Source organism: Variovorax sp. Varisp36 (assembly GCF_047304235.1).
GTDB lineage: Bacteria > Pseudomonadota > Gammaproteobacteria > Burkholderiales > Burkholderiaceae_C > Variovorax.
Genome location: NZ_JBGLYU010000029.1, coordinates 58,705 through 78,785, shown reverse-complemented (window position 1 = coordinate 78,785; position 20,081 = coordinate 58,705). Strand labels below are relative to the sequence as shown.

The 20,081-nt window shown below is 68.3% G+C and carries 14 protein-coding genes and 1 pseudogene; 4 read left to right on the top strand and 11 right to left on the bottom strand.

The window, feature by feature from the left end; translation table 11 throughout:
- Positions 1-200, bottom strand: a pseudogene (locus tag ACCD11_RS18035) (hypothetical protein); the annotation flags it as partial.
- A 214-nt stretch (positions 201-414) separates the two neighbouring features.
- Here ACCD11_RS18035 and ACCD11_RS18030 point away from each other — a divergent pair.
- Positions 415-1,959 carry a YifB family Mg chelatase-like AAA ATPase gene (locus tag ACCD11_RS18030; RefSeq protein ID WP_413314919.1) on the top strand — a complete coding sequence of 515 codons (1,545 nt, stop codon included), beginning with the start codon at positions 415-417 and terminating at the stop codon, positions 1,957-1,959.
- Positions 1,960-1,990: 31 nt separating this feature from the next.
- On the opposite strand, the gene ACCD11_RS18025 is transcribed toward ACCD11_RS18030, so the two are convergent.
- The 6 genes from ACCD11_RS18025 to tssJ all read right to left on the bottom strand — a co-directional run bounded on the left by ACCD11_RS18025 (position 1,991) and on the right by tssJ (position 11,889).
- Positions 1,991-3,976: a serine/threonine-protein kinase gene (locus ACCD11_RS18025; RefSeq protein ID WP_413314918.1), complete on the bottom strand. Its 1,986-nt coding sequence runs from the start codon at positions 3,974-3,976 to the stop codon at positions 1,991-1,993.
- 46 nt (positions 3,977-4,022) lie between these two features.
- Complete coding sequence (gene tagF / locus ACCD11_RS18020) at positions 4,023-4,736, bottom strand: type VI secretion system-associated protein TagF (RefSeq protein WP_007831816.1); 714 nt, start codon at positions 4,734-4,736, stop codon at positions 4,023-4,025.
- A gap of 1 nt (position 4,737) precedes the next feature.
- Positions 4,738-8,403, bottom strand: a complete 3,666-nt coding sequence (tssM, locus tag ACCD11_RS18015) for a type VI secretion system membrane subunit TssM (protein ID WP_413314917.1) — start codon at positions 8,401-8,403, stop codon at positions 4,738-4,740.
- A complete protein-coding gene (locus ACCD11_RS18010; RefSeq protein ID WP_413314915.1) occupies positions 8,403-9,812 on the bottom strand; it encodes a DotU family type VI secretion system protein in 1,410 nt (469 codons plus the stop codon). Before ACCD11_RS18010 ends, tssM begins: the two co-directional genes overlap by 1 nt.
- A gap of 8 nt (positions 9,813-9,820) precedes the next feature.
- Positions 9,821-11,116, bottom strand: coding sequence for a type VI secretion system baseplate subunit TssK (tssK, locus tag ACCD11_RS18005; RefSeq protein WP_237726069.1), 1,296 nt, complete (start codon positions 11,114-11,116; stop codon positions 9,821-9,823).
- A gap of 254 nt (positions 11,117-11,370) precedes the next feature.
- Positions 11,371-11,889, bottom strand: coding sequence for a type VI secretion system lipoprotein TssJ (tssJ, locus tag ACCD11_RS18000; RefSeq protein ID WP_042673165.1), 519 nt, complete (start codon positions 11,887-11,889; stop codon positions 11,371-11,373).
- Between the two features lie 129 nt (positions 11,890-12,018).
- Between tssJ and ACCD11_RS17995 the strand changes: the two genes are divergently transcribed.
- From ACCD11_RS17995 to ACCD11_RS17985, 3 genes are all read left to right on the top strand, one after another.
- Positions 12,019-12,426, top strand: a complete 408-nt coding sequence (locus ACCD11_RS17995; RefSeq protein WP_007831825.1) for a TssQ family T6SS-associated lipoprotein — start codon at positions 12,019-12,021, stop codon at positions 12,424-12,426.
- 67 nt (positions 12,427-12,493) lie between these two features.
- Positions 12,494-14,485, top strand: coding sequence for a type VI secretion system-associated FHA domain protein TagH (tagH, locus tag ACCD11_RS17990; protein ID WP_413314913.1), 1,992 nt, complete (start codon positions 12,494-12,496; stop codon positions 14,483-14,485).
- Complete coding sequence (locus ACCD11_RS17985; protein ID WP_413314912.1) at positions 14,478-15,281, top strand: PP2C family protein-serine/threonine phosphatase; 804 nt, start codon at positions 14,478-14,480, stop codon at positions 15,279-15,281. Before tagH ends, ACCD11_RS17985 begins: the two co-directional genes overlap by 8 nt.
- Positions 15,282-15,306: 25 nt before the next feature.
- Here ACCD11_RS17985 and ACCD11_RS17980 read toward each other — a convergent pair whose 3' ends face one another.
- Genes ACCD11_RS17980 through ACCD11_RS17965 form a run of 4 tightly spaced genes read right to left on the bottom strand, consistent with a single transcriptional unit; the run spans position 15,307 to position 20,073 of the window.
- Positions 15,307-15,687 (bottom strand): DUF4150 domain-containing protein, encoded by a 381-nt coding sequence (locus ACCD11_RS17980; RefSeq protein WP_413314911.1) that lies wholly within the window; start codon positions 15,685-15,687, stop codon positions 15,307-15,309.
- 15 nt (positions 15,688-15,702) lie between these two features.
- On the bottom strand, positions 15,703-16,365 hold the full coding sequence (locus tag ACCD11_RS17975) for a DUF3540 domain-containing protein (protein WP_413314910.1): 663 nt from the start codon (positions 16,363-16,365) through the stop codon (positions 15,703-15,705).
- Between the two features lie 46 nt (positions 16,366-16,411).
- A complete protein-coding gene (locus ACCD11_RS17970) occupies positions 16,412-17,461 on the bottom strand; it encodes a pentapeptide repeat-containing protein (protein WP_413314909.1) in 1,050 nt (349 codons plus the stop codon).
- Positions 17,458-20,073 carry a DUF2169 domain-containing protein gene (locus tag ACCD11_RS17965; protein ID WP_413314908.1) on the bottom strand — a complete coding sequence of 872 codons (2,616 nt, stop codon included), beginning with the start codon at positions 20,071-20,073 and terminating at the stop codon, positions 17,458-17,460. Before ACCD11_RS17965 ends, ACCD11_RS17970 begins: the two co-directional genes overlap by 4 nt.
- Between the last annotated feature and the right edge of the window lie 8 nt (positions 20,074-20,081).

Genomic DNA, 20,081 nt, shown 5'->3' with positions numbered 1-20,081 from the left:
TAGTCGTTCTTGCCGATCATGTCCTGGTCCTGGCCACGGAACTTGTAGTTCGTGGTGATGGACACGTTGCCCGTGAGGTTCGGGGCGGGCGCTGCCGCAGGTGTTGCGGCGTCCGTGGTGGCCTGCGCAAGGGCTGCGCCCGACGCGGTCAATGCAGTGGCCAGAACGATCAGCGCCTGGACGGCGGTACGGTGCGTCATCGGGAAACTCCTCGCAAGTGTGTTGTGAACCTGGAGGCTCAAAGCAGGGAGCGTGCCAAAGTGCACGAATACCGGTCCTCGCGCCACCGGACACCGCCTCGGCTGAGAGCCAAATCGTTACAACGTCTGTTGCGGGGTGGTTGCAGTTATCCGGTGCGTTGCACCACCGCGGCTCCGGGAAGAATGACGCACCATACTGGGGAGAGGAAGAAGAATGGGACTGTCTTTGGTGCAAAGCCGCGCTTTGCTGGGGCTGGAAGCGGCCAGTGTCACTGTCGAGGTGCATTTGGCGAACGGCTTGCCGAGCTTCACGCTGGTCGGACTGGCGGAAACCGAGGTCAAGGAGGCGCGCGAGCGGGTGCGCTCGGCCATCCAGAACGCGGGGCTGGAGTACCCCAACAACAAGAAGATCGTCGTCAACCTCGCGCCGGCCGACCTGCCGAAGGATTCGGGGCGCTTCGATCTGCCGATCGCGCTGGGCATCCTCGCGGCCAGCGGGCAGATCGACAACGCCCGGCTGGCCGGGCACGAGTTCGCGGGAGAGCTGTCCCTGTCGGGCGAGCTGCGGCCCGTGCGCGGCGCCCTGGCGATGGCGCTGGCCCTGCACACGCGCGGCGTGGCCACGCGGCTGGTGCTGCCCCTGGACAGTGCGCAGGAAGCCGCGCTGGTGCCCGACGGCGAGGTCTATGGCGCCCGGCACCTGCTGGACGTGGTGCGCCAGTTCGTCGCCGACAGCGAGGCCGCCTCCCAGTGGCCCGACCCGCCGGCCGACGGCTGGGCGCGGGTCCGTGCGACGCCCGGCGCAGGCGTGCCGCACTATGCCGACCTGGCCGACGTCAAGGGACACGCGAGCGCCAAGCGCGCACTGGAGATCGCGGCGGCCGGCGGCCACAGCCTGCTGATGATGGGCGAACCCGGCTCGGGCAAGTCCATGCTCGCCCAGCGCTTCGCCGGGCTGCTGCCCGCGATGAGCATCGACGAGGCCTTGGAGAGCGCCGCCGTGGCCAGCCTGGGCGGGCGCTTCGCGACGCAGCGCTGGATGACACGGCCTACGTCTTCGCCCCATCACACATCCAGTGCGGTGGCGCTGGTGGGCGGCGGCTCTCCGCCAAGGCCCGGCGAGATTTCAAGAGCGCACCACGGCGTTCTCTTCCTCGATGAATTCCCCGAATTCGCACGCTCCGCACTGGAGGCGCTGCGCGAGCCGCTGGAGACCGGCACGATCACCATCTCACGGGCCGCGCGCAGCGCCGAATTCCCGGCGCGCTTTCAATTGATCGCCGCGATGAACCCCTGCCCTTGCGGCTACCTGGGCTCCGCATCGAAGGCCTGCCGCTGCACGCCCGACCAGGTCTCGCGCTACCAGGGCAAGCTCAGCGGCCCGCTGCTGGACCGCATCGACCTGCACATCGAGGTACCGGCGGTGTCGGCGCAGCTGCTGCTCGACGCGCCGGCAGGGGAATCGACGGAAAGCATCCGCGGCCGGGTGATCGGGGCGCGCGAGCGCGCGATGCAGCGGCAGGGGTACGCGAACCAGTCGCTGCAGGGCGCGGCGATCGACCGGCACGCCGGGCTCGACGACGCGGCCCGCCGGTTCATGTTCAACGCGGCGTCCAAGCTCGGATGGTCGGCGCGCAGTACGCACCGCGCGCTGAAGGTGGCGCGGACGATTGCGGACCTGGGCTCGTCGGAGGCCGTGCAGGTCGAGCATCTTGCGGAGGCGGTGCAGTACCGCAGGGCGCTGCACAGCCGCACATGAATGCGGCCCCGCCGCCAGCGCCGGCGTACTGCTATTTGAACTCGTGCGCCACCACCGGCGCCGACTTGCTGTCCTGCACCGTCACCCGCTGCCGGTAGACCTCGAGGTCGCCATTGCGCACTTCGATGTTGTAGATGCCCGGGCGCAGCGACAGCGACTTGAGCGGCGGGCTCACGCCGCGGTCCGCGCCGTCGACGAACACCTGGCCCCACGGGCGGACGTTGAACAGCACGCGTCCCAGGCCTGGCGCCGCCGCGGGTGCGGGTGCAGGGGTGGCGGCAGCGCCCGTCGTGCCGGGTGTCGCACCCGCCACGGTCGTCGTGGTGCCCGGCGGCTGCGTGCCCGGCACGAGGGGCACGGACGGCGGCGAGAGCCGGTTGATCTCGGCGAGGGCGTTGCGCGCCTCGCGCGCATGCACACCGCGGCGGTAGCGGCGCAGGTAGGCCTCGTAGCCTTCGCGCGTGTTCTCAGTCTGCGCGAGATTCCAGTCTTCGGCCTCGGCGATGGCCAGCGCGGATTCGGGCGGCGCGACCGGCGGGACGACCGGCACGGTCTCCAGCGGCGCCAGCGGACCCGCCGCAGCAGCAGGCGCGCTGGCCGGCGTGGCGGGCGGCGGTGCGGTGGGTGCGCCGGCCACGGTTGGCGGCGCGCCATCGGTGGCGGGCGGCGGCATCGCCACCGGCGGCGCGGTGTTGCTCGACATCGGCGCGGCGGGTGGCGGCGGCGCCGGCACCATCGCGGTCTTGGCGTCCTGCGGCTGCATGCCCGAGGTCAGGCGCAGGCCGATCCAGCTGCCCACGGCCACGAGCGCGATCACGAGCCCGCCCACCAGGCCCCACCGCGGGAATGCGGGTTTCTTCTTTTGCGCGGGCGCCGCGGCCTTGCGGCCAGGCGCCTTGCTGCGACTGTCCTGTGGCGCAGGCGCCTTCGGCAGCTCGGGCGCTGCCATCGCCACCGGCACCGGTTCCAGCGGTACCGGTGCCGACACCGGGGAGAACTGCTGCGGCTCCAGCGGCGGCGGCGGCGTTGCCGGCACGGGCGATGCGGGAACGATCACCGTCGGCGCGCCCATGCCACTCACGTAGATGTCGCCGAGCTTCACCAGCCCCAGTTCGGCCGCGAAGGCGGCCACGGTCTGCGTGCGGTCCTTGCTGTGCACGGCCAGCGTGTGGTCGACCGCGGCGCAGAAGGCCGGGCTCAGGTCGGCGCGGTCCATCGAGGACAGCGGCACGTAGGCATCCTGCACGCTGCGCACCACGGCCGAAGGCGGCGGATGGCCGGTGACCGCACGGTACAGCACGGCGCCCAGGGCATACAGGTCGGTCCACGCGCCCTGCAGCAGGGTGTTGTCGTCGGCGTACTGCTCGATGGGCGAGTAGCCCGACTTCACCATCACCGCCACCTCGTCGACGAGGTCGGCAATGGACTTGCGCGCCGCGCCGAAGTCGAGCAGCACCGGCAGGTCGTCCTGCTGGATGAAGATGTTGTCGGGCGCGATGTCGCGATGGAAGCACTGGCTGCGGTGCAGCGTCTCGAGGGCGCCCAGCAGCGGCCCGAGCATGCCGACCAGCCAGGGCTCGGTGATCTTGCCCGGCTCGTCCTCGGCCAGGCGACGCAGCGTGCGGCCCTTGTAGAGCTGGATCGCCATGTAGGCGGTGGAGTTGGCCTCCCAGAAGCGATGCACCCGCACCAGCGCCGGGTGGCTGAACTGCGCGAGCGTGCGCGCCTCGTTGATGAAGCTGCGCAGGCCCGCCTGGAAGGTGGCCGTGACCCGCTCGGAACGCACGTGCACGCTGTTGTCGCCCACGCGGCGCGCGAGCATCGAAGGCATGTATTCCTTGATCGCCACTTCGCGCTGCAGCGAGTGGTCGTAGGCCCGGTAGACGATGCCGAAGCCGCCTTCGCCGATCACCTCCAGCAGCTCGAATTCGTCAAGCCGGTGGTTCACGCCCAGTGGATGCGGCCGTTCCTCCTGCGTGTCGGCCGGCGGGCTTGCGGTGCCGTGCGTCGTGGTCATGCTTCTTCTCCTGCGGGGCGGTGGCTCTCATGGCTCATCTGGTGCTTCATGCCCATGGCACGTGTCCCTGCGAAAACAACTTGGAAAACAATGGTGTGTTGAGGCCGCCGCCGTGGGCGGCGGTGCGCAGCGGCGATCCATCGGCCTGGTTGGTCCACCAGTAGCTGGTGCTGCCGAAGGGGTCGAAACACAGTGGAAGCTCGGGCCAGCCCAGGCGCTGCTGCGCACCCGCGCCGCCTGCCGTCGGCCCGAGGATCGAGAGGATGTCGTCCGAACCGCCGCTGGCGGTCTGGAAGCCGGCGCGGCCCGCGGCCAGCACCTGGCTGTCGAACTGGTCGGGCGCCACGCCGTGGCGGATGGCCTGCAGCAGCGCGCTGCCGCACTGCCAATACCACTCGGCCGAGCCTTCGAGCACCGACGGGCGATAGTTGCGCGCGGCCACCTGCAGCGTGATGCAGACGGGGTAGTAGCGGCCCACGCGGTCGCAGCTCGGCGCGATGCAGCCGAACTGCACGGCGTCGACGCCCTGCGTGGCGGGAATGGCGAAGTTCCACACCGGAGCCACCGCGTAGTGCTGCGTCATCGCATCGGGCCAGCGCTTGAAGCTGCCCAGGCCGTTCTGCATCCAGCGGTCCCACCAGGCCTGCAGCTCGCGCGGCATGCGGCGGTAGAGAAAGTCGCCGGCAGCGGGCAGCTTGCCGTACCAGCCGATCTGTTCGTCGACGGGCACCCAGGCCTGCGGGGGAATGCTGCTGTTCATATCAGGACTTCCCGGGGCAGGAGAAGCTGTTCATCTGCGGCAGGCGCAGCGGGTTGTAGACGCTGTTGGCCGTGACCGCGAGCACCACCTTCTTGCCCTGCAGGTCGAAGCTCGCATTGAACGATTCGGGCGAGCTGCCCGCGGAGATCGAGGCCTTGTCGAACAGCCGGTGCAGCGCCCACGGCCCTTCGGTCACGATGCCGCCGGCCGGCGTGCCGTTGGCGGTGGTGACCTGCAGGCGCACCTGGTTGCTGTTGCGCGGGCCGGGCCACTTGACGGTGCTGGGCGCCTGCGGGCCGTGCGCGTAGCGCACCGTCTGGCCGTCGACGTCGAGCGTGAACTGCGTGAGCGACGCGTCCATGTCCTCGGGCCGGATGTCGATGGTGAACGAGGGCGTGCGCCCGCCCGCCATGCCCGAGAAGAACACGTCGCGGATGGCCTGCGCCTTCTGGAACGAATCGAGGTAGGCCGAACGGCCGGTGGCGCTGCCGTCCACGCCGCGCTTGAAGGTCCACGGGTTGACCGAGGTGTCGACCTGCGTGACGAGGTTCTTCTGGAAGAAGTCGTCCATCATCCCGCCCGGCGCGAACAGCTGCGCGAAGTCGCCCGAGGCCACGTCGCGGTTCGACCCACGCGTGAACGGATAGCGCCCCGCGATCGCCTGGCTGCAGAACGAGCCGATGCTGGCCGCAGCGCTCTGCCCGATGTTCTGCCGCGTCACCGCCGCCGCCTTCGACGACGCCGTGGCCGACAGGTCGTTCAGCATGCCCTGGAACGGCACCGGCAGGCGCCCGGCCTCGGCCTGCACCTTGGTGACCGAATCGCTGGTCGGCGGGATGTTGCCGCTGCGCAGCGCGGTGTCGGTGGCAGTGAGGAAGTTGTAGAGCTCGTTGATGAGCGCGGCCGTCGCGTCGATGGGCGCCTGGCCGCCCTGCTTGGGCGCGGTCACCATGCGGCGCAGCGGCTCGAAGTGGTTGTCCACCAGCGATTCGGGCCGGTCCACGCGCGTATTGCGGCGCTGGCTGCCGTCGGGCTGGCCGATGAGCTGCTCGATGCGCTCGCGCGTGCTCTGCACGCGGTTCTGCGCCTGGTCGAGCAGGCTGCGCGCAGCCTCGTCGTGGTTGCGCAGCAGGTCGGTCTCTCGTGCGGCGCCGCGGATCAGCCGCGACATCGGCGACTCGGCTGTGGAGAGCACGCGCGTCATCTGGATGCTCTGCAGCAGCGAGCGGCTGTCGGCCAGGCGGATGTCGACGAGGTAGTCGTCCCACACCTTGATGTAGTCGGTGAGGTAGAGCCGCCGCACTTCGCGCAGCAGCAGCTCGCGCGAGGTGATGTCGGTGATGCCGGGCGCGCGGATCTGCAGCACCCAGCGGTCTTCCTGCTCGAGCGACAGCGTGGTCTCGGCGATGCGCTTGTCGAAGATGTCCCAGTAGCCGCGGTAGGTGAACAGCGTGGGAATGCCATCGGTCAGCGGCTTGCCGCTGGCACGGCGGATGACCAGTGCCGACTCGGCCCCGCCCGCCTCGGCGATGGTGAAGGCATTGGGCGGGCTGGTCTGCAGCAGGATGCGGCGCAGCCGCGCATAAGAGCGCTGCGCCAGCGGCACGCCGGCCAGGCGCTCGCGCGTCTGCGTGATGAGCCTGTCGTCCTTGGCGAAGGGCGAGGTCACCACGCGTCCCGAGAACAGCGCTTTCAGGTGCGATTCGAGGTTCGCGCGCTGCTCGCGCGTGAGCGAGGCGCCGATCTTGCGGTCCACGTCGGTGAGCAGCCAGGCCTGCAGGAAGTCGGCGTCGTAGCGCTCCGGGTCGTACAGCATGAGATACGCCTTGAGCGCTTCATAGCTGTACTCGGCGTCGATCTTCGCGGCCTCGCGCAGCGACTGCTCCACGCGCTGCGCGGCCTGCGGCAGCAGCACGGTCTCGAGCGCGCGCTGGTACACGCCGTCGGTCGCGGCCTGCAGCTTCTCGCCCTGGTAGAGGCCGAAGCGGTAGGACGTGGGCGGATCGCCGATGTCGAAGTGGCTGGACTTCGGCAGATCGCGCAGCTTGTCGAGGACGAGCAGCGAGCTCGCGATGTCGCCGCTCGAGTCGACCACCGTCGGCAGCTCGCCGCGCGCGGCCGCCTTGTTGAAGGCCTTGGCGTTGGTGTCGACCTCGGCCACGTAGTCCTTGTTGTTGCGCCAGCTGTTCACGCAGGCCCCCAGGAACAGCACCAGCAGCACGCCGATGGCGCAGTAGCCCGCGATGTCGATGGCCCGCTTGCGCCGGTACCAGCTCAGGTTGGTGCCGGCCACGCCCGCGTCGCGGAAGATCACCTGCTGCAGCAGCTCCTTCAGGAAGTAGCTCTTGCCGGGGCCCGGCGGCGGCGCCGGCGGCGCGTTGACCTGCAGGTAGCGCTTGATGGCGCCCATCACGCGGTCGAAGGCCGTGCCCTCCTGCGTGCCGCTGGTGAAGTACACGCCGCGCAGCATCGACGCGGCCTCGAACTTCGACGGGTTGAACACGTCCGCCAGGAATGTGCCGAGGATGTCCTCGAAGCTCGCGAACTGCTGCGGCAGCAGGTAGGCCTGCGCGCGGCGCATCGGGTCGGACTCGGCCGCCAGCAGTTCGGGCAGGCGTTCGTCGAGGCGCTGGTGCAGCAGCTTGTATTCCTGGTGGAAGCGCTCGCGCAGGTCGCCGCTCACCGGGGCCGCGCCCTTGCCCTTGACGGCCTTCGCGTTCGCCGAGTTGCCCTGGATGGGGAAGGTAAAGCCCCACACCTGCTGCCGCTCGGCGCGGCCCAGCGAGCCGAAGTATTCGTTGAAGCCGGCCAGCAGGTCGGTCTTGGTGACCAGCACGTACACCGGGAAGTCGATGCCCAGGTCGTTGCGCAGCTCCAGCAGCCGCTTGCGCAGCGCCATCGCGTGGCGCGCGCGCTGCGCGTCGTCGGCCAGCGGCAGGTCGGCGATGCTGATGGTGAGGATCGCGCCGTTGATCGGCTGGCGCGGGCGGAACTTCTTGAGCAGCTCGATGAAGCCCTTCCACTCGCCCTCGTCGGTCTCGCGGTTGCTCTCGTGCGTGGTGTAGCGCCCGGCCGTGTCGATCAGCACCGCCTCGTTGGTGAACCACCAGTCGCAGTTGCGCGTGCCGCCGATGCCGCGCACGGCCGCCTTGCCGAGCTGGTCGGCCAGCGGAAAGTCGAGGTCGGAATTGACCAGCGCGGTGGTCTTGCCCGAGCCCGGCGCGCCGATGAAGATGTACCAGGGCAGCTGGTACAGGTACTGCCGGTCGAACAGCGAGAAGCGGCTCGCGGGCTTGCCGTCGGCATCCTGGCCGAAGCGCATGTTCTTCAGGATGGCCGTGGCGTCGGTGAAGCCGCTCTGCAGCTCCTTGATCTCGGGCGCGTCCTCGGGTTTGGCCTCCTTCTCCTTCTTGGAAGGCGTGCGCAGCTGGTTGAGCAGCTGCGCATTGAGGCGGCGTTCGCGCCACTTGCGGTAGATGACGCGCACGAGCCAGATCGCGAACATCAGCACGATGACCGCGATGCGCACGATCTCGTCCTCGAGCGGACGATAGCGGCCCACCGCGATGGCCGGGCCGATGATCCAGATCAGGAAGGCGAGTGCGACCAGGCCCAGGAAGACCCACAGGTCGCGGCTGATGAGAAAACGGAAGATGGCGCGCAGCATCAGCGGGAGCCTCCGGGCTGCGGAGCGGGAGTGGGCGCCACAAGCGGCGCGGAGGTTGCTGGCACACCGGCAACGGGCGCCACCAGCAGCGTCACCTCGACGCGCCGGTTGCGCGCGCGGTTGGCAGCGGAATCATTGGGCACGATCGGGTCGGCATCGCCGCGGCCTTCGGCGCGCAGGCGCTGGGGCCGCGCGAGGCGGGTGGCGATCATCTTCTGCACCGCGTCGGCGCGGGCCTGCGAGAGCTGCCAGTTGGAAGGAAAGCGCACGCTGCGGATCGGCTGGTCGTCGCTGAAGCCGCTGACCAGCACGTTGCCTTCCACGGCATTGAGCGCATCGGCCACGCGCGCGAGCACCGGCACATAGCGGTCGAGCACGCGGTCGGAGCCCGAGGCGAACAGGCCGTCGCCGCGCAGCACCACCACGCTGCGATCGGCCTCGTCGCGCACGGTCAGCAGGCCGTCGCGGATCTCGGGCTCGAGAAAGCGCTGCAGCCGCGGCGTCGGCGCTGGCAAGACGACGGCGCGCTCCGTCTGCGGCAGGCGCACTGCATTGACGGCCGCGAAGGCGCCGTCGGAATGGCCCGCCAGGTTGAAGGTAAGCAGCGCGAACACGAGCACCAGCAGCACCGCTGCCACCGCGCCCACCGCCCACACCGGCAGCCAGTTGCGCGCGCGCCGCACGGGCGCACTCGCGTCCTGCCAGTGCGGCGACAGCGGCACGGCGATTTCGCCGCGCGTCTGCCGGATGATCTGCAGCAGCCGCTGCTTGAGCGTCTCGAGCTGCGTGCGGCCGTTGTCGATGACGCGAAAGCGCCCCTCGAAGCCCATCGCCAGGCAGAAGTAGATGAGCTCGATCAGGTGCAGGTGCTGCTGCGGGTTCTGCACCAGGCGCGACAGCAGCTGGAAGAACTTCTCGCCGCCCCAGGTCTCGTTGTGGAACATCACGAGCAGGCTCTGCGACGACCAGATGCTGCCGCCCCACGGCGTGAGCGCGGCGGCCTCGTCGACCGCCGTGCACAGGCAGTAGCGCGCGCCGATGATCACTTCGGGAGAAATGCCCGCCTGCTGCGCGCGCGTCTCGAAGCGGCGCACCTCGTCGACGAGGTGTTCGCGCAGCTGCGAGGGCGCGGCATGGTGGCCGGTGGCACGGATCTGCGGGATCAGGTCGAGCAGCGGATTGGCCGCGGCCACCAGCGGGTTGTTGCCCGCGAGCGCCGTGTCGCCCGCATGCGGGCGCCGCGAGTCGTGCCACGCGGTGAAGGACTCCGGCTGCGCGCCGAGGCCACCGATCCCGCCGGCACGCGAGGCGGACGGCATGCCGCCTGCATCGCCGCTGGCGTTGCCGCCGCCGGGGTTCGGCGGCACGAAGCCGCCCGGGCCGACGGCCATGTCGTTGACACCGTTCATAGACTCCCTCACGGACGGATGGCCCAGAACTCCATGGCCAGGCCGGGAAAGTCACCGGCCAGGTGCATCGCCACGCCGCCGGACTTTTCGAGCTGTCGCCACATGTCGCCGCTCTTGTCGAGTTCGAAATAGTGGTAGCCCGCGTTGTACGGAATCTGCCGCGGCGCCACCGGCAGCGGCCGTACCACCACGCCCGGCAGCTGCAGCTGCACGAGGTCACGGATGCGCTCGACCGAGCCGATCTTCACCTGCGTGGGGAAGCGCTGCTGGATGGCATCGGCCGGCAGGTCGGCATGCACCGCGAGCACGAAGCCCGCGTTGCGCACCAGCACCGGGTCGGGCATGCGGCCCACGCGCACGCCGTGGCTGCGCTCTTCGAGTTCGATGGCGATCGCGCTCTGCTCGAGCACCGCCGACAGCGAACGCCGCAGCTCTTCCAGCAAGGGGCGGATGCAATCGTTGAGGTTGTCGTGGTCATACACCGGCCACAGCACCGGACGGCGCGTGGGCGAGGTGTGCGTGGCCAGGTGGCAAGCGAGCTTGAGCCAGTCGACGAACAGCTCCTCGGGATGCACCTGCACCGCCTGCTGCGCGTGCCACGTGAGTGCAAGGTAGCGATTGACCAGTTCGAGCAGCAGGAAGTCGGAGACCTCGCTCACGCCGCCGCGCCCCGGCTGCGACAGCCGCGAGGCCAGTGCCTCGGAGCGCTGCGTGAGCAGCCCGTGCAGTTCCGCGATCATGCTGCGCAGCATCCCGTGCGCCGAGGCATCGAGCACCGGCGGAATGTAGTTGGCATCGACCACCAGCTTGTGGTCGGTGCGCCGCTCGATCACGCGCACCGCACCGATGGCCTGCCACTCCGCGGTGAGCGAAGAAGCGCGCGCCAGGCGCAGGCGCGGCGAAGCGAGCTGCAGCACGGCAGGACCGAGCGCAACGGCATTGCCGTCGTTCACCTCGCGCTCGATCACGCCGAAGCGCGCGGCCGAGCCTTCGTCTTCCGAGAAGATGACCTCCTCGCTGCCCGGCCTGCGCAGCGGCAGCGCGAGCACGATGAGTTCGTCGGTGAGGTCGTTCGGTACTTCGTAAGGCAGGGGCGCGTCTTCGGCGCCGAACGAAAACGGCGTGCCATCCGGCATCACGCCCGCACCGCCGAGCAGCGACACGCGGCCCAGTGCGTACGCGTCGCGGTCGATCTCGAGATGCAGCCAACCCCAATAGGCGCCTTGCAGGCCTGCGGTACGCCGGGTCACGTACTGCTCGACATAGCGTTCCATTTGCTGGAAATGCTGCGGCCGCAGGTACATCCCTTCGGACCACACCACGCGATTCGCCAACGCCTGCGGAAGGGCGCCGTTCTTTGCGGCGCCCGGATTGCGAACTGTCACCAAAAGACCTCCTGGGGAGTGCTCACGTCGAAGCGGAAGATGCGCTGAGGAGCGGCCTCCCGGTCCACCTGTTTTGCTCTTGATGCTACACGGCGCGTCTTACGTTTTGCATCGCAATTCGCTAGCTAATTTTTCGCACTTTCGTACTAGCGAATCAAATTTTTGAGAAGAAATTAACGACTTGGTAGCAACTCGATGCCCGTCTTGCGGATGGCGACATGCACGGCCTGCTCGCTCGGAGAGAACTGCCACACCTTGTACAGGTTGGTCTGCTTCGGTTCCTTCAATGGCAGCACGATGCGCCAGCGCGCGGCTTCCAGCTTGCGGTAGCCCGCGATGATGCCGATGGCGCGCGAGTCGAGTCCCGCCTCGCGCTTGAACACGCGCTCTTCGCCGCTGCGCATGATGGCCTGGTCGGCGTTCACGAGCTCGGTCATGAGCGTCTCGCGGTCACGGTCCTGTAGTGCAAAGTAGTCTGCCGTCTCGAAGTTGCCGGAAGATTTCAGTTCGAAGACTTTGACGAGGATCGGCGCGGCCTGGCCGCGTCCGTCGGGGTTGACGCCATCGTCGATCTTCACGGTGATGGCATAAGGCGTGGGCATGGACTTGGCCGTCGATGCGCATCCACTGATGAGGCCCGCAAACAACGGTGTGGTTGCAAGTGCGCCTTGTAGCAAGCTTCGTCGATGCATTGAATTCTCCCCGGGGGTTCGCGGCCTATATTATCGAAGTCGTGCGCCCTTACGATGGCGCGTCGCGTGCATGTCGCAACACAGCGGCACACTACTCAAGGATTGCCTTTTGCAAGGTAGGAGAGAAGATTGAAGTCATGTCTGCCTGCTCTGGCGCTCGCTCTTTTGGTGATCGCGGGTTGCACGACCACACCACCGCCCGATCCCGCACCGCAACCCGAACGGCTGAGCCAGCAGGTGGCACGCACCACGCTCGAACGCGCGCAGCAGGCTTATGACGACGGCGACTATGCCAAGGCCGTCAACACGCTCAAGAGCGGCGGCGTGTCGGTGTTCGACGCCGCCGAGCCCGCTACGCGGCTCGATGCGATGAAGCTCGAAGCCTTCAGCTACTGTGTGGCAAACCAGGTGCCCGAATGCCGCACGCAGTTCCGCAAGATCCTCGATGCGTTCCCGAGCTTCGAGCTCAACGTGGCGGAGCGCAAGCATCCGGTGTGGGGGCCTGCGTTCGAGGCCGCCAAGCGAATGAAGCGCTGATGAAGAACACCGCGGCCCTGCGGCCGCCGCTGTTGCCGAAGCGCGGGAAGACGAACACGGAGAAGCCATGCTCTGGACAGTGATCGAACATGCGGGCAGGCCGGTGGCCGCGGGGCCCTCGGCATTGCTCGCGGCGCCCGGCGGAACGATCGGACGCAGCCCCGACAACCACCTCGTGCTGCCCGACGAACAGCGCCAGATCTCGCGCCTGCAGGCCACAGTGCGCTTCGACGACGACGGCGTTGCGGTGCTGCGCAACATGAGTGCCGTGCTGCCGATCAGCGTGAACGGGCGCTCGCTTGCGCATGAGCAGGAGGCGCGCGTGGCCGATGGCGACCGCGTGGCGATCGGCAGCTATGTGCTGGAGGCCGCGAGCCCGCTGCGTGCGCCGCCTGTTGCGCCGCCCGTGACGGCGGCAGCACCGGCACAGCCGCCGGCTTCTCCAGTGCAGCCGTTGCAGCCGCTTTCGATGGCAGCACCGATGATGGCCGCGCCCGTGTCGGCGGGCCCCGTCGATGCGCTGCTGCCGTCCTCCGGCGCATCCGACGTGTTCGCCGATCTGTTCGGCGAAGGCGCGCTGCCCATCGGCGATACGCAGCCCACGGTGGCGATGCCAACGCCGTCGCGGCAGGCCCCCCCTCCGGCTCCAGCACCCGTGGCGGCGCCGGCGCCCAGCGAATCTTTCGCGGCGCCCCTGCAGCCATCGGCACCGCCGTCACCGCCACCCCCGCCAAAGACAGGCCCGAGCCTTGCCCCGGCGCAGATTCCTTCCGCCGCGGACTGGGACGCCATCCTCGCCAACGCGCCGCGCCGCGTCGACAGCACGCCCGCGCCGATGCCCGACCCGATGGCGCACGAACCCTTCGAGCTGCCGTCGCAGGCGCGCCGCAACCCGGTCGATCCGCTCGCGGAACTGAACCCGGACGCGGCCAACGACATGTCGGACATGGCGCTCAAGCGCGGCGTCGATCCGCTCTCTTTCTTCGCGGCCGACGAAAGCGCGCACTCGCCGCTGACCGACCCGCGCCCCACCGCGCTGGCACACACCGATCCGCTGCTGCCGGGCGACACGCACCCCGCGCTCGACCTGCTGCAGAACAACAGGCCTGCCGTGCAGGGGTACAGCCAGTCGAACCATGCGCGCGAAGTGGCGGCGCAGTTTCGTCCGCCGAATCCCGTGGCGATGCCAGCGCCGGCACCCGCACCTGCGCCCGTTGTCGAGCCGGTGAAGGTGGAGGCACCGCCGCCTCCGCCGGCGCCCGTTCCGCCGCCTCCAGCGCCTCCGCCACCGTCTCCACCCGTCGTGATGCAAGAGAGCCCGCCCGCGCCGCCGCCTGTCGTGGCTCCGCCGGTGGCTGCCGTGGTCGCGGAGCCCGCTGTCGCGCCCGGCGCGACAGCGGCGGCAGCAACGCAGCAACCTGCGGCGCAACAACAACCCGCAGCCCCGTCCTCCTCGTCGGAAGCTCTCTTCAAGGCTTTCCTCGAAGGCGCCGGCGTGCCCGAGGTCGCCGGCCAGCAGCCGCTCGACATCGAGGCCATGCAGCGGCTGGGCCGCATCATGCGGGCCTTCACCGACGGCACCATCGACCTGCTGTCCTCGCGCGCCATGCTCAAGCGCGAGGTGCGCGCCGAGATCACGATGATCGTGGACGAGGAGAACAACCCGTTCAAGATCCTGCCCAACGGCCGCGCCGTGCTGATGCAGATGTTCGGCGCGCGCATGCCCGGCTTCCTGCCGCCCGAAGCGGCCGTGCACGATGCGCTCGGCGACCTGCAGTCGCACCAGCTCGGCATGGTTGCCGGCATGCGCGCCGCGCTGCTCACGCTGTTGAAGCGCTTCGATCCCGCGGCACTGAACAGCGCCACGCCGCACGACGGAGGCCTGGGCGAGAAGCTGCTGCCCGGTGGCCGCGAGGCGCGCCTGTGGCGCGAACTGCAGCAGCTGCACACCGAGACCACCGCGGCCGTCGAGGACGACTTCCAGGCCGTCTTCGGCCGGGCCTTCCAGCAGGCCTACGACAAGGAAATGGAAAGATTGAAGGAGGCGCGCCGTGCTTGAACTCACCCGCGCTTTCGCGGTGCCGATATCGACCTCGCAGTTCTCCTGTGTCGGCGAGCGCAGCGGCAACCAGGACGCCATCGGCTACCACCTCGACGAATACAACGCCTGCTTCGTCGTCAGCGACGGCGTGGGCGGCAACGCGGGCGGCGAACTGGCCGCGCGCATTGCGGTCGACACCGCGCTCAACACCTTCGTGCGCAACCCATCGGTGGAGCAAGAGGACATCCAGCACGCCGTGAAAGCCGCCAACGACGCCATCCTTGCCAAACAGCGGGAGCTCGCCGACCAGAGCAGGATGAGCGCGACCATCGTCTCGCTGTTCGTCGACCGCACCAGCGGCCAGGCCTGCTGGGCTCACGTGGGCGACAGCCGTCTCTACTGGTTCCGCCGCGGCGCGCTGATGCAGCGCACCGAAGACCACAGCCTGTCGGAGCGCTCGGGCGAAGCGGCACTGGGCAACGGTACCAATGGCGGAGAACGCCTGGTCAAGACCAACCTGCTGTACCGCGCGCTCGGCGCCAGGGCCACGGCGGAAACCACCGTGTCGACGCCGCAGCGGCTGGCCGACGGCGATGCTTTTTTGCTGTGCACCGACGGCTTGTGGCAGCTCATTTCACAGCAGGTGATGGAACGTTCATTGCAACTGGCCGACAGCGCTGAAGAGTGGCTCGCGCTGCTGCGCCGCGCGGCCGAGGCCAAGGCCGATGAGTCGCGCGACAACTACTCGGCGCTGGCGGTGTGGGTGGGGTTTCCGCAGCAGGTGACGCTGGCGGGCACGGCCAGGCCCGTCTGACGATCGCGGGAAGCGGCGCGCTTTCTCAGGGCGCCAGCATCAGCACCTTGAACTGGCTCGGCACGATGCGCATGCCGACCATGTTGCAGCGGTTCTGCATCGTGATGCTGGTCACGCGGGTAGCCGGCGTGCCCTTGAGCAGTACCGTGAACGCGCCGGTAAGGTGACGCGATTGCTGCATGAAGGTCTGCGACACAACGCCGCCCAGCGCCCCAGGCTGATCGCCCAGGGTGATTGGCGTGGTCGTAGCCATGTTGTGTGCCGGCATCGCCATGAAGAGGATGTTCCAGGCGTTCGGTACGGCCATCGGCCCGAGGGCCATGTTCGGGAACGGAATGGGCACCGGCGTGCGGCAAACGTCCGGGAAGGCGAGGTCCATCCCCATCAATTGGCAGTTGGCAAACATCGTTGAAGCTCCTTGTCAGCCCATGTGGATCTGCGAGGCGTCGACCTTCACCAGTTCCTTGCCGGTCACCATCGTGTGCTGGCCGTGGATGCGCACCGTCTGCGTGGCCTTGCAGTCCAGATGACCGACGCGGGACTGGTCGACTTCCTCCACCATGCGCAGGGCGTTGCGCGCCATCTGCACGATGCGTTCGGCGACGGTCTCGAGCACCTTGCCGACGAGGCGCGTCCGACCCACCGTCGCATCGACCGACTGCGCTGTGACATGCAACTGGTCCACGCGGCAATCGCCCTCGTCGGCCTGCAGGGTCCATTGCGCGCCTTTCATTTCCAGCGTCGCTCCGCTTCGCAGGCTGAGATTGCCCGCGCTCTCGATCGACACCATTCCCACAGCCCCACCGAGCGTGATGTCGCCGGGGGCGTCGATGCGGCTCGTCGCGGGGTCTGCCTGTTCGATCACCGCGATCAGGTAGACCCGGTAGCGGTCCGGCCCGGACAACAGCACCGTGTCGCCCTGCTCTGGTTTGAGCAGGCAGCTCGCTGCCCGCCGGCACATCCACACGACGCCTTCGTCGTCTTCGACCCCCAGCTGCCCGTCGGGCATGAAGGCTGTCAGCCGTCCGATGAAATGGACCGGCGTCGATTCGGCTGGAGTCGAGCGGAGCGGAACGACATTCATGATGATTCCCTTCTTGGCGTTGATCGATGGCGCATGGCTTTGCCGTTCACGGGGAGTCGGACCAGGCCTGCGCCTTGTGCAGCTCGGGGTCGTTTTCAATGATGCCACCGCGTGCGGAAATCCGGGCCCCTTGCTGGATGGCTCGATGAAAGCGCGTACGAAAAAAGTGCGCTCCGCTCATGTCGGCACCACTGAGATCTGCGTATGAAAAGTCGGCGTCTTGCAGTTCGGCGCGGCGGAAGACCGCCCCGTTCGCACGCGCGCGATGGAACACGCTCAGCGGCAGAAAGGCATCGTCAAACGCCGTGCCCTGCAGCTTCGCGTCGACCCAGATCGACTGCTCGAAGCGGCCGCCCCTGCAGTTCGCCTCGCCCAGATCGGCTTCGGCAAAGATCGTCTGTGCTGCGGCGGCACCGGAGAAGTCCGCGTTGAGCAGCGACGCGCCCTTGAAATTGCTCTGCGTCAACGTGGCGTTGCGGAAGTCCGCCCCGTCCATCCTGCTGTCGGTGAATTGACACCGCTGCAGCGTCAGGCCCGCAAAGACCTGGCGCGTCAGGTCGCACTCCAGGAATATCACGCTGTCGGCCTGCATGCCAGCGAAGATCGCCGTCGAGAGGTCGAGCTTGTACATGGTCACGAAGCTCAGCACGGCACCGGTGAAATCGGTCTGCGCGAGCTTCGACTCGGCCACGGTGGCCCGGTCCATTCGCAGCATGGCGAGCCGGGTTTGCGTGAGGTCCGAGCGGAAGAAGGTTGCACGGTCCAGATTGGCGCCGGACAGATCGGCCTGCTGAACGTGCGATTCGACGAACGATGCCTCTTCGAGCGTGGCCTGCGAGAAATCGGCGCGCTCCAGTCGGCACCGGTAGAACTGCGCCTTGCCTGCGATGCCGCCGGAGAAGTCGCATTCACCCATCCGGCAATGCGAGATCACGCTGCCTGCCAGGTGCGCGCCCTGGAAGTTGGCGCCCGTGAAATCGACGTTGTCCCAGAGGGCGCCCGACAGATCGAGGCCGCGAAGGTCCCAGCCTCGGCATTCGACGCTCCGCACTTGGACGCCGTGCCGCACATGGTCGAGAAGTTCGTCGCGCGTCATGGTGCTGGTGCGTCCGCAGGGCGCGCAGGCCATACCTTGGCGTGCCGGGTGTAGGCGCCATCCAGCAGGGTGGTGCCGTCGACGAGGGCCTGCGAGACATCGGCGCGGAAGAGATTCGCACCGCGCAGATCGCAATGGGTGAGCACGGCTTTCGACAGGTTCGCATCGATCAGGATGGCCCCGCGCAGGGAGGCGCGGGTGAAATCGGCGCGTACGAACAGGCTCTCGCCGGCGGACAGGCCATCCATCTTCGCGTCGCTGAAGTTGCATTCGGAAAAATCGCAGGCATCGAGGTGCGCCGCGCTCAGGTCCGCTGCAACCAATGGCATGCCGCGCATGCCGCATTGCTTGAGCTTCGCGCCATTCAGCCGCACGCCAGACAGCGAGCTGCGCAGCGCCACGCTGCAAGCGTCCAGCGTCGCATCGGAAAAGTTCACCGAGCTGTCGAGCGTTGTCGTCACGAATCCGCAACGCGTCAGCTTTGCACCGGTAAATGACACGCGGCGCAGCTGGCATTCGATCCAGACCACCTGCAGCATCTCGGACTGATCGAGATTCAGGTCTTCGAGCGCCATTCGCAGCAGGGCCACCTGGTGCCAGCGCGAACCGCGGAGGTCGCAGCGCGCGAACGACGCCTCGTGCAACTGCACCTGGTCCATGCGGACTCCCGCCATGCGGCAGCCAACGAACTGCGCTGCGTCGGCATGCGCCTCCCGCAGGCTTGCGCCTTCGAGATTGGTGCGATCGAAGCGCGCACCGCCGATGTTTGCCTCGTCCAGCCACGCTCGGGCAAGGCTCGCATCCGTGAAGTTGGCACGCGCCAGAACTGCCTGCGAAAAGTTGCAGTCGTCGAGCTGCGCGCCCGTCAGGTCCGCATCCGCCAGCATGGCGTGCGAGAAATCGGCTCCGCGAAGGTCCATGCCGGACAAATCGGCGCCGATCAGGTTCATGTGCGCGAACGCGCGCTGCCCGGGTTCGGCCACCGAGAGCCGACGGCGAAGCTTGGCGCTTCGGAAGCTTGGCATTGCGGGCGCCGATCCTCCGAGATGCGCGGAGTGCAGGTATCCGAGACGCATCAGGGGATCGGCAGGCACGGTCGGGACGTCCGGCTCCTCGACGCCATGGGTCCCGGCATCCCCGGTGCCCGGTTTTGCCTGGTCGTAGCGGTCGCCCTTTGCCATCTCCTGCTGGAGCTGCTGCGGATCGGGCACCACTGGCTGTGCGCGCGCCGCCGATCCGGCAGCGCTTTCGACTGGGAGGGAATCCCGCTCGGCCTCGATCCGCTCGCCCTCCTTCCGCAGCCGGTCCCGCGCCTCCATGGCCGAGGCTTCCGCTCGCTCGAGGTATTCGGGCAAGTCGTCGAAGTCCGGAGTCGCTTCGGGCTCCCAGGGGGCCGTCAGGTACTGGTCGGGGTCGAGTCCCCGCGCGAGCAGATCCGCACGGCGTGCCTCGTGGTCGCGCAGCAGGCCGGCGCGGATGTTTCGCGGCAGCGGCTCGGCCATCGGGTTGGACAACTGCATCTGCCGCCAGTCACCAAGGATCGACTGGGGAACGAGGTCTCTGTCGCGCAGTACATGCACCGCGCCTTTTTCTGGATCGATCCGCTTGAGAAGAACCTCGCGGTAATGCGCCGACGGCCGCGGCGCGTCCCGCAGTTCAAGCACTGGCATGATGTGCTTGACGTCGGCGGCATCGTCCTCGCGCACCACCGTCGAGCCGTGCCAAATCAGGATCACGCGTTCGCGGTCGGGGAAGAACCATGCGGTGCTCAGGTGCAGCGGCACCGCCCTCAGCATGTCGGCGTCGTCCGAGAAGCTGACGTGGCAGACCGCGTTCCAGTCGGGCAGGTGCCCCTTCATGACGGGAATCCGCGGATGCATGTTCCACAGTTCGTACGCTGCGCCCGGCGGCAGCGAACTGCGGCCGGGCCAGCGCTGATCCTCCGGCGCCGCGTTGAAGAAGCGCCAGTCCATGTCGTCGGCGAAACCGGGGTAGCCGTTTTCCAGCCACGCGTTGTCGTACTGGCGGCCCATGTGCACCATGCGCTGCGGCCAGTCCGGCAGGTAGGCACAGAGCGCCGCCGGGGTGCCACGCTGCTCGCGGCCGGCGAGGCGACGGGAAGCCTGTTCGATGTGGGGGAGCCGACGCGTGTGCACTCCGTTGACAACCTCATCCTGCGCACCGATGCCCAGCGGGTTCTGTGCGAACCCGGGCCCGCCGTAGGTGTGGCGCCAATCCAGAGGCATCTGCTCGAAGGGCAAGGGAGCCGTCGATCGCCCGTCGAGCCAGTAGCGGTCACCGGACACCAGAAGCGTTTTCTCGAGCGTGTCCACGCGCAGGCGAACTGCGCACTGCGACTTCTCGGTCTGATGGCAGGTGTAGGCGAAGCCGCTGGCCAACACCTCGGCCTCGGCCTTGGGCACGCTGAGGTCCAGCACGCTCCCGGGGTCGAGCACTTCGCTCACCATCTGCCAGAGCTCCTGCTCCGGCTGCAACTGCGGGTCTGCGTTCAGGCTCGCCAGGGCGATCGAGGCAATGCCCAGGTGGTTGCTGCCCTTCCACCGGTACGGACGGGTCAGCAGGCTGAGACGGAACGGCTTGACGATTTTCAACGGCGAGG

Coding starts and splice junctions, on each gene's coding strand:
- ACCD11_RS18010 (WP_413314915.1), bottom strand. CDS start 9,812: ATGAACGGTGTCAACGACATGGCCGTCGGCCCGGGCGGCTTCGTGCCG.
- tagH (WP_413314913.1), top strand. CDS start 12,494: ATGCTCTGGACAGTGATCGAACATGCGGGCAGGCCGGTGGCCGCGGGG.
- tagF (WP_007831816.1), bottom strand. CDS start 4,736: ATGAACAGCAGCATTCCCCCGCAGGCCTGGGTGCCCGTCGACGAACAG.
- tssM (WP_413314917.1), bottom strand. CDS start 8,403: ATGCTGCGCGCCATCTTCCGTTTTCTCATCAGCCGCGACCTGTGGGTC.
- ACCD11_RS17975 (WP_413314910.1), bottom strand. CDS start 16,365: ATGAATGTCGTTCCGCTCCGCTCGACTCCAGCCGAATCGACGCCGGTC.
- ACCD11_RS17970 (WP_413314909.1), bottom strand. CDS start 17,461: ATGACGCGCGACGAACTTCTCGACCATGTGCGGCACGGCGTCCAAGTG.
- tssK (WP_237726069.1), bottom strand. CDS start 11,116: ATGTACCTGCGGCCGCAGCATTTCCAGCAAATGGAACGCTATGTCGAG.
- ACCD11_RS18030 (WP_413314919.1), top strand. CDS start 415: ATGGGACTGTCTTTGGTGCAAAGCCGCGCTTTGCTGGGGCTGGAAGCG.
- ACCD11_RS17980 (WP_413314911.1), bottom strand. CDS start 15,687: ATGTTTGCCAACTGCCAATTGATGGGGATGGACCTCGCCTTCCCGGAC.
- ACCD11_RS18025 (WP_413314918.1), bottom strand. CDS start 3,976: ATGACCACGACGCACGGCACCGCAAGCCCGCCGGCCGACACGCAGGAG.
- tssJ (WP_042673165.1), bottom strand. CDS start 11,889: ATGCATCGACGAAGCTTGCTACAAGGCGCACTTGCAACCACACCGTTG.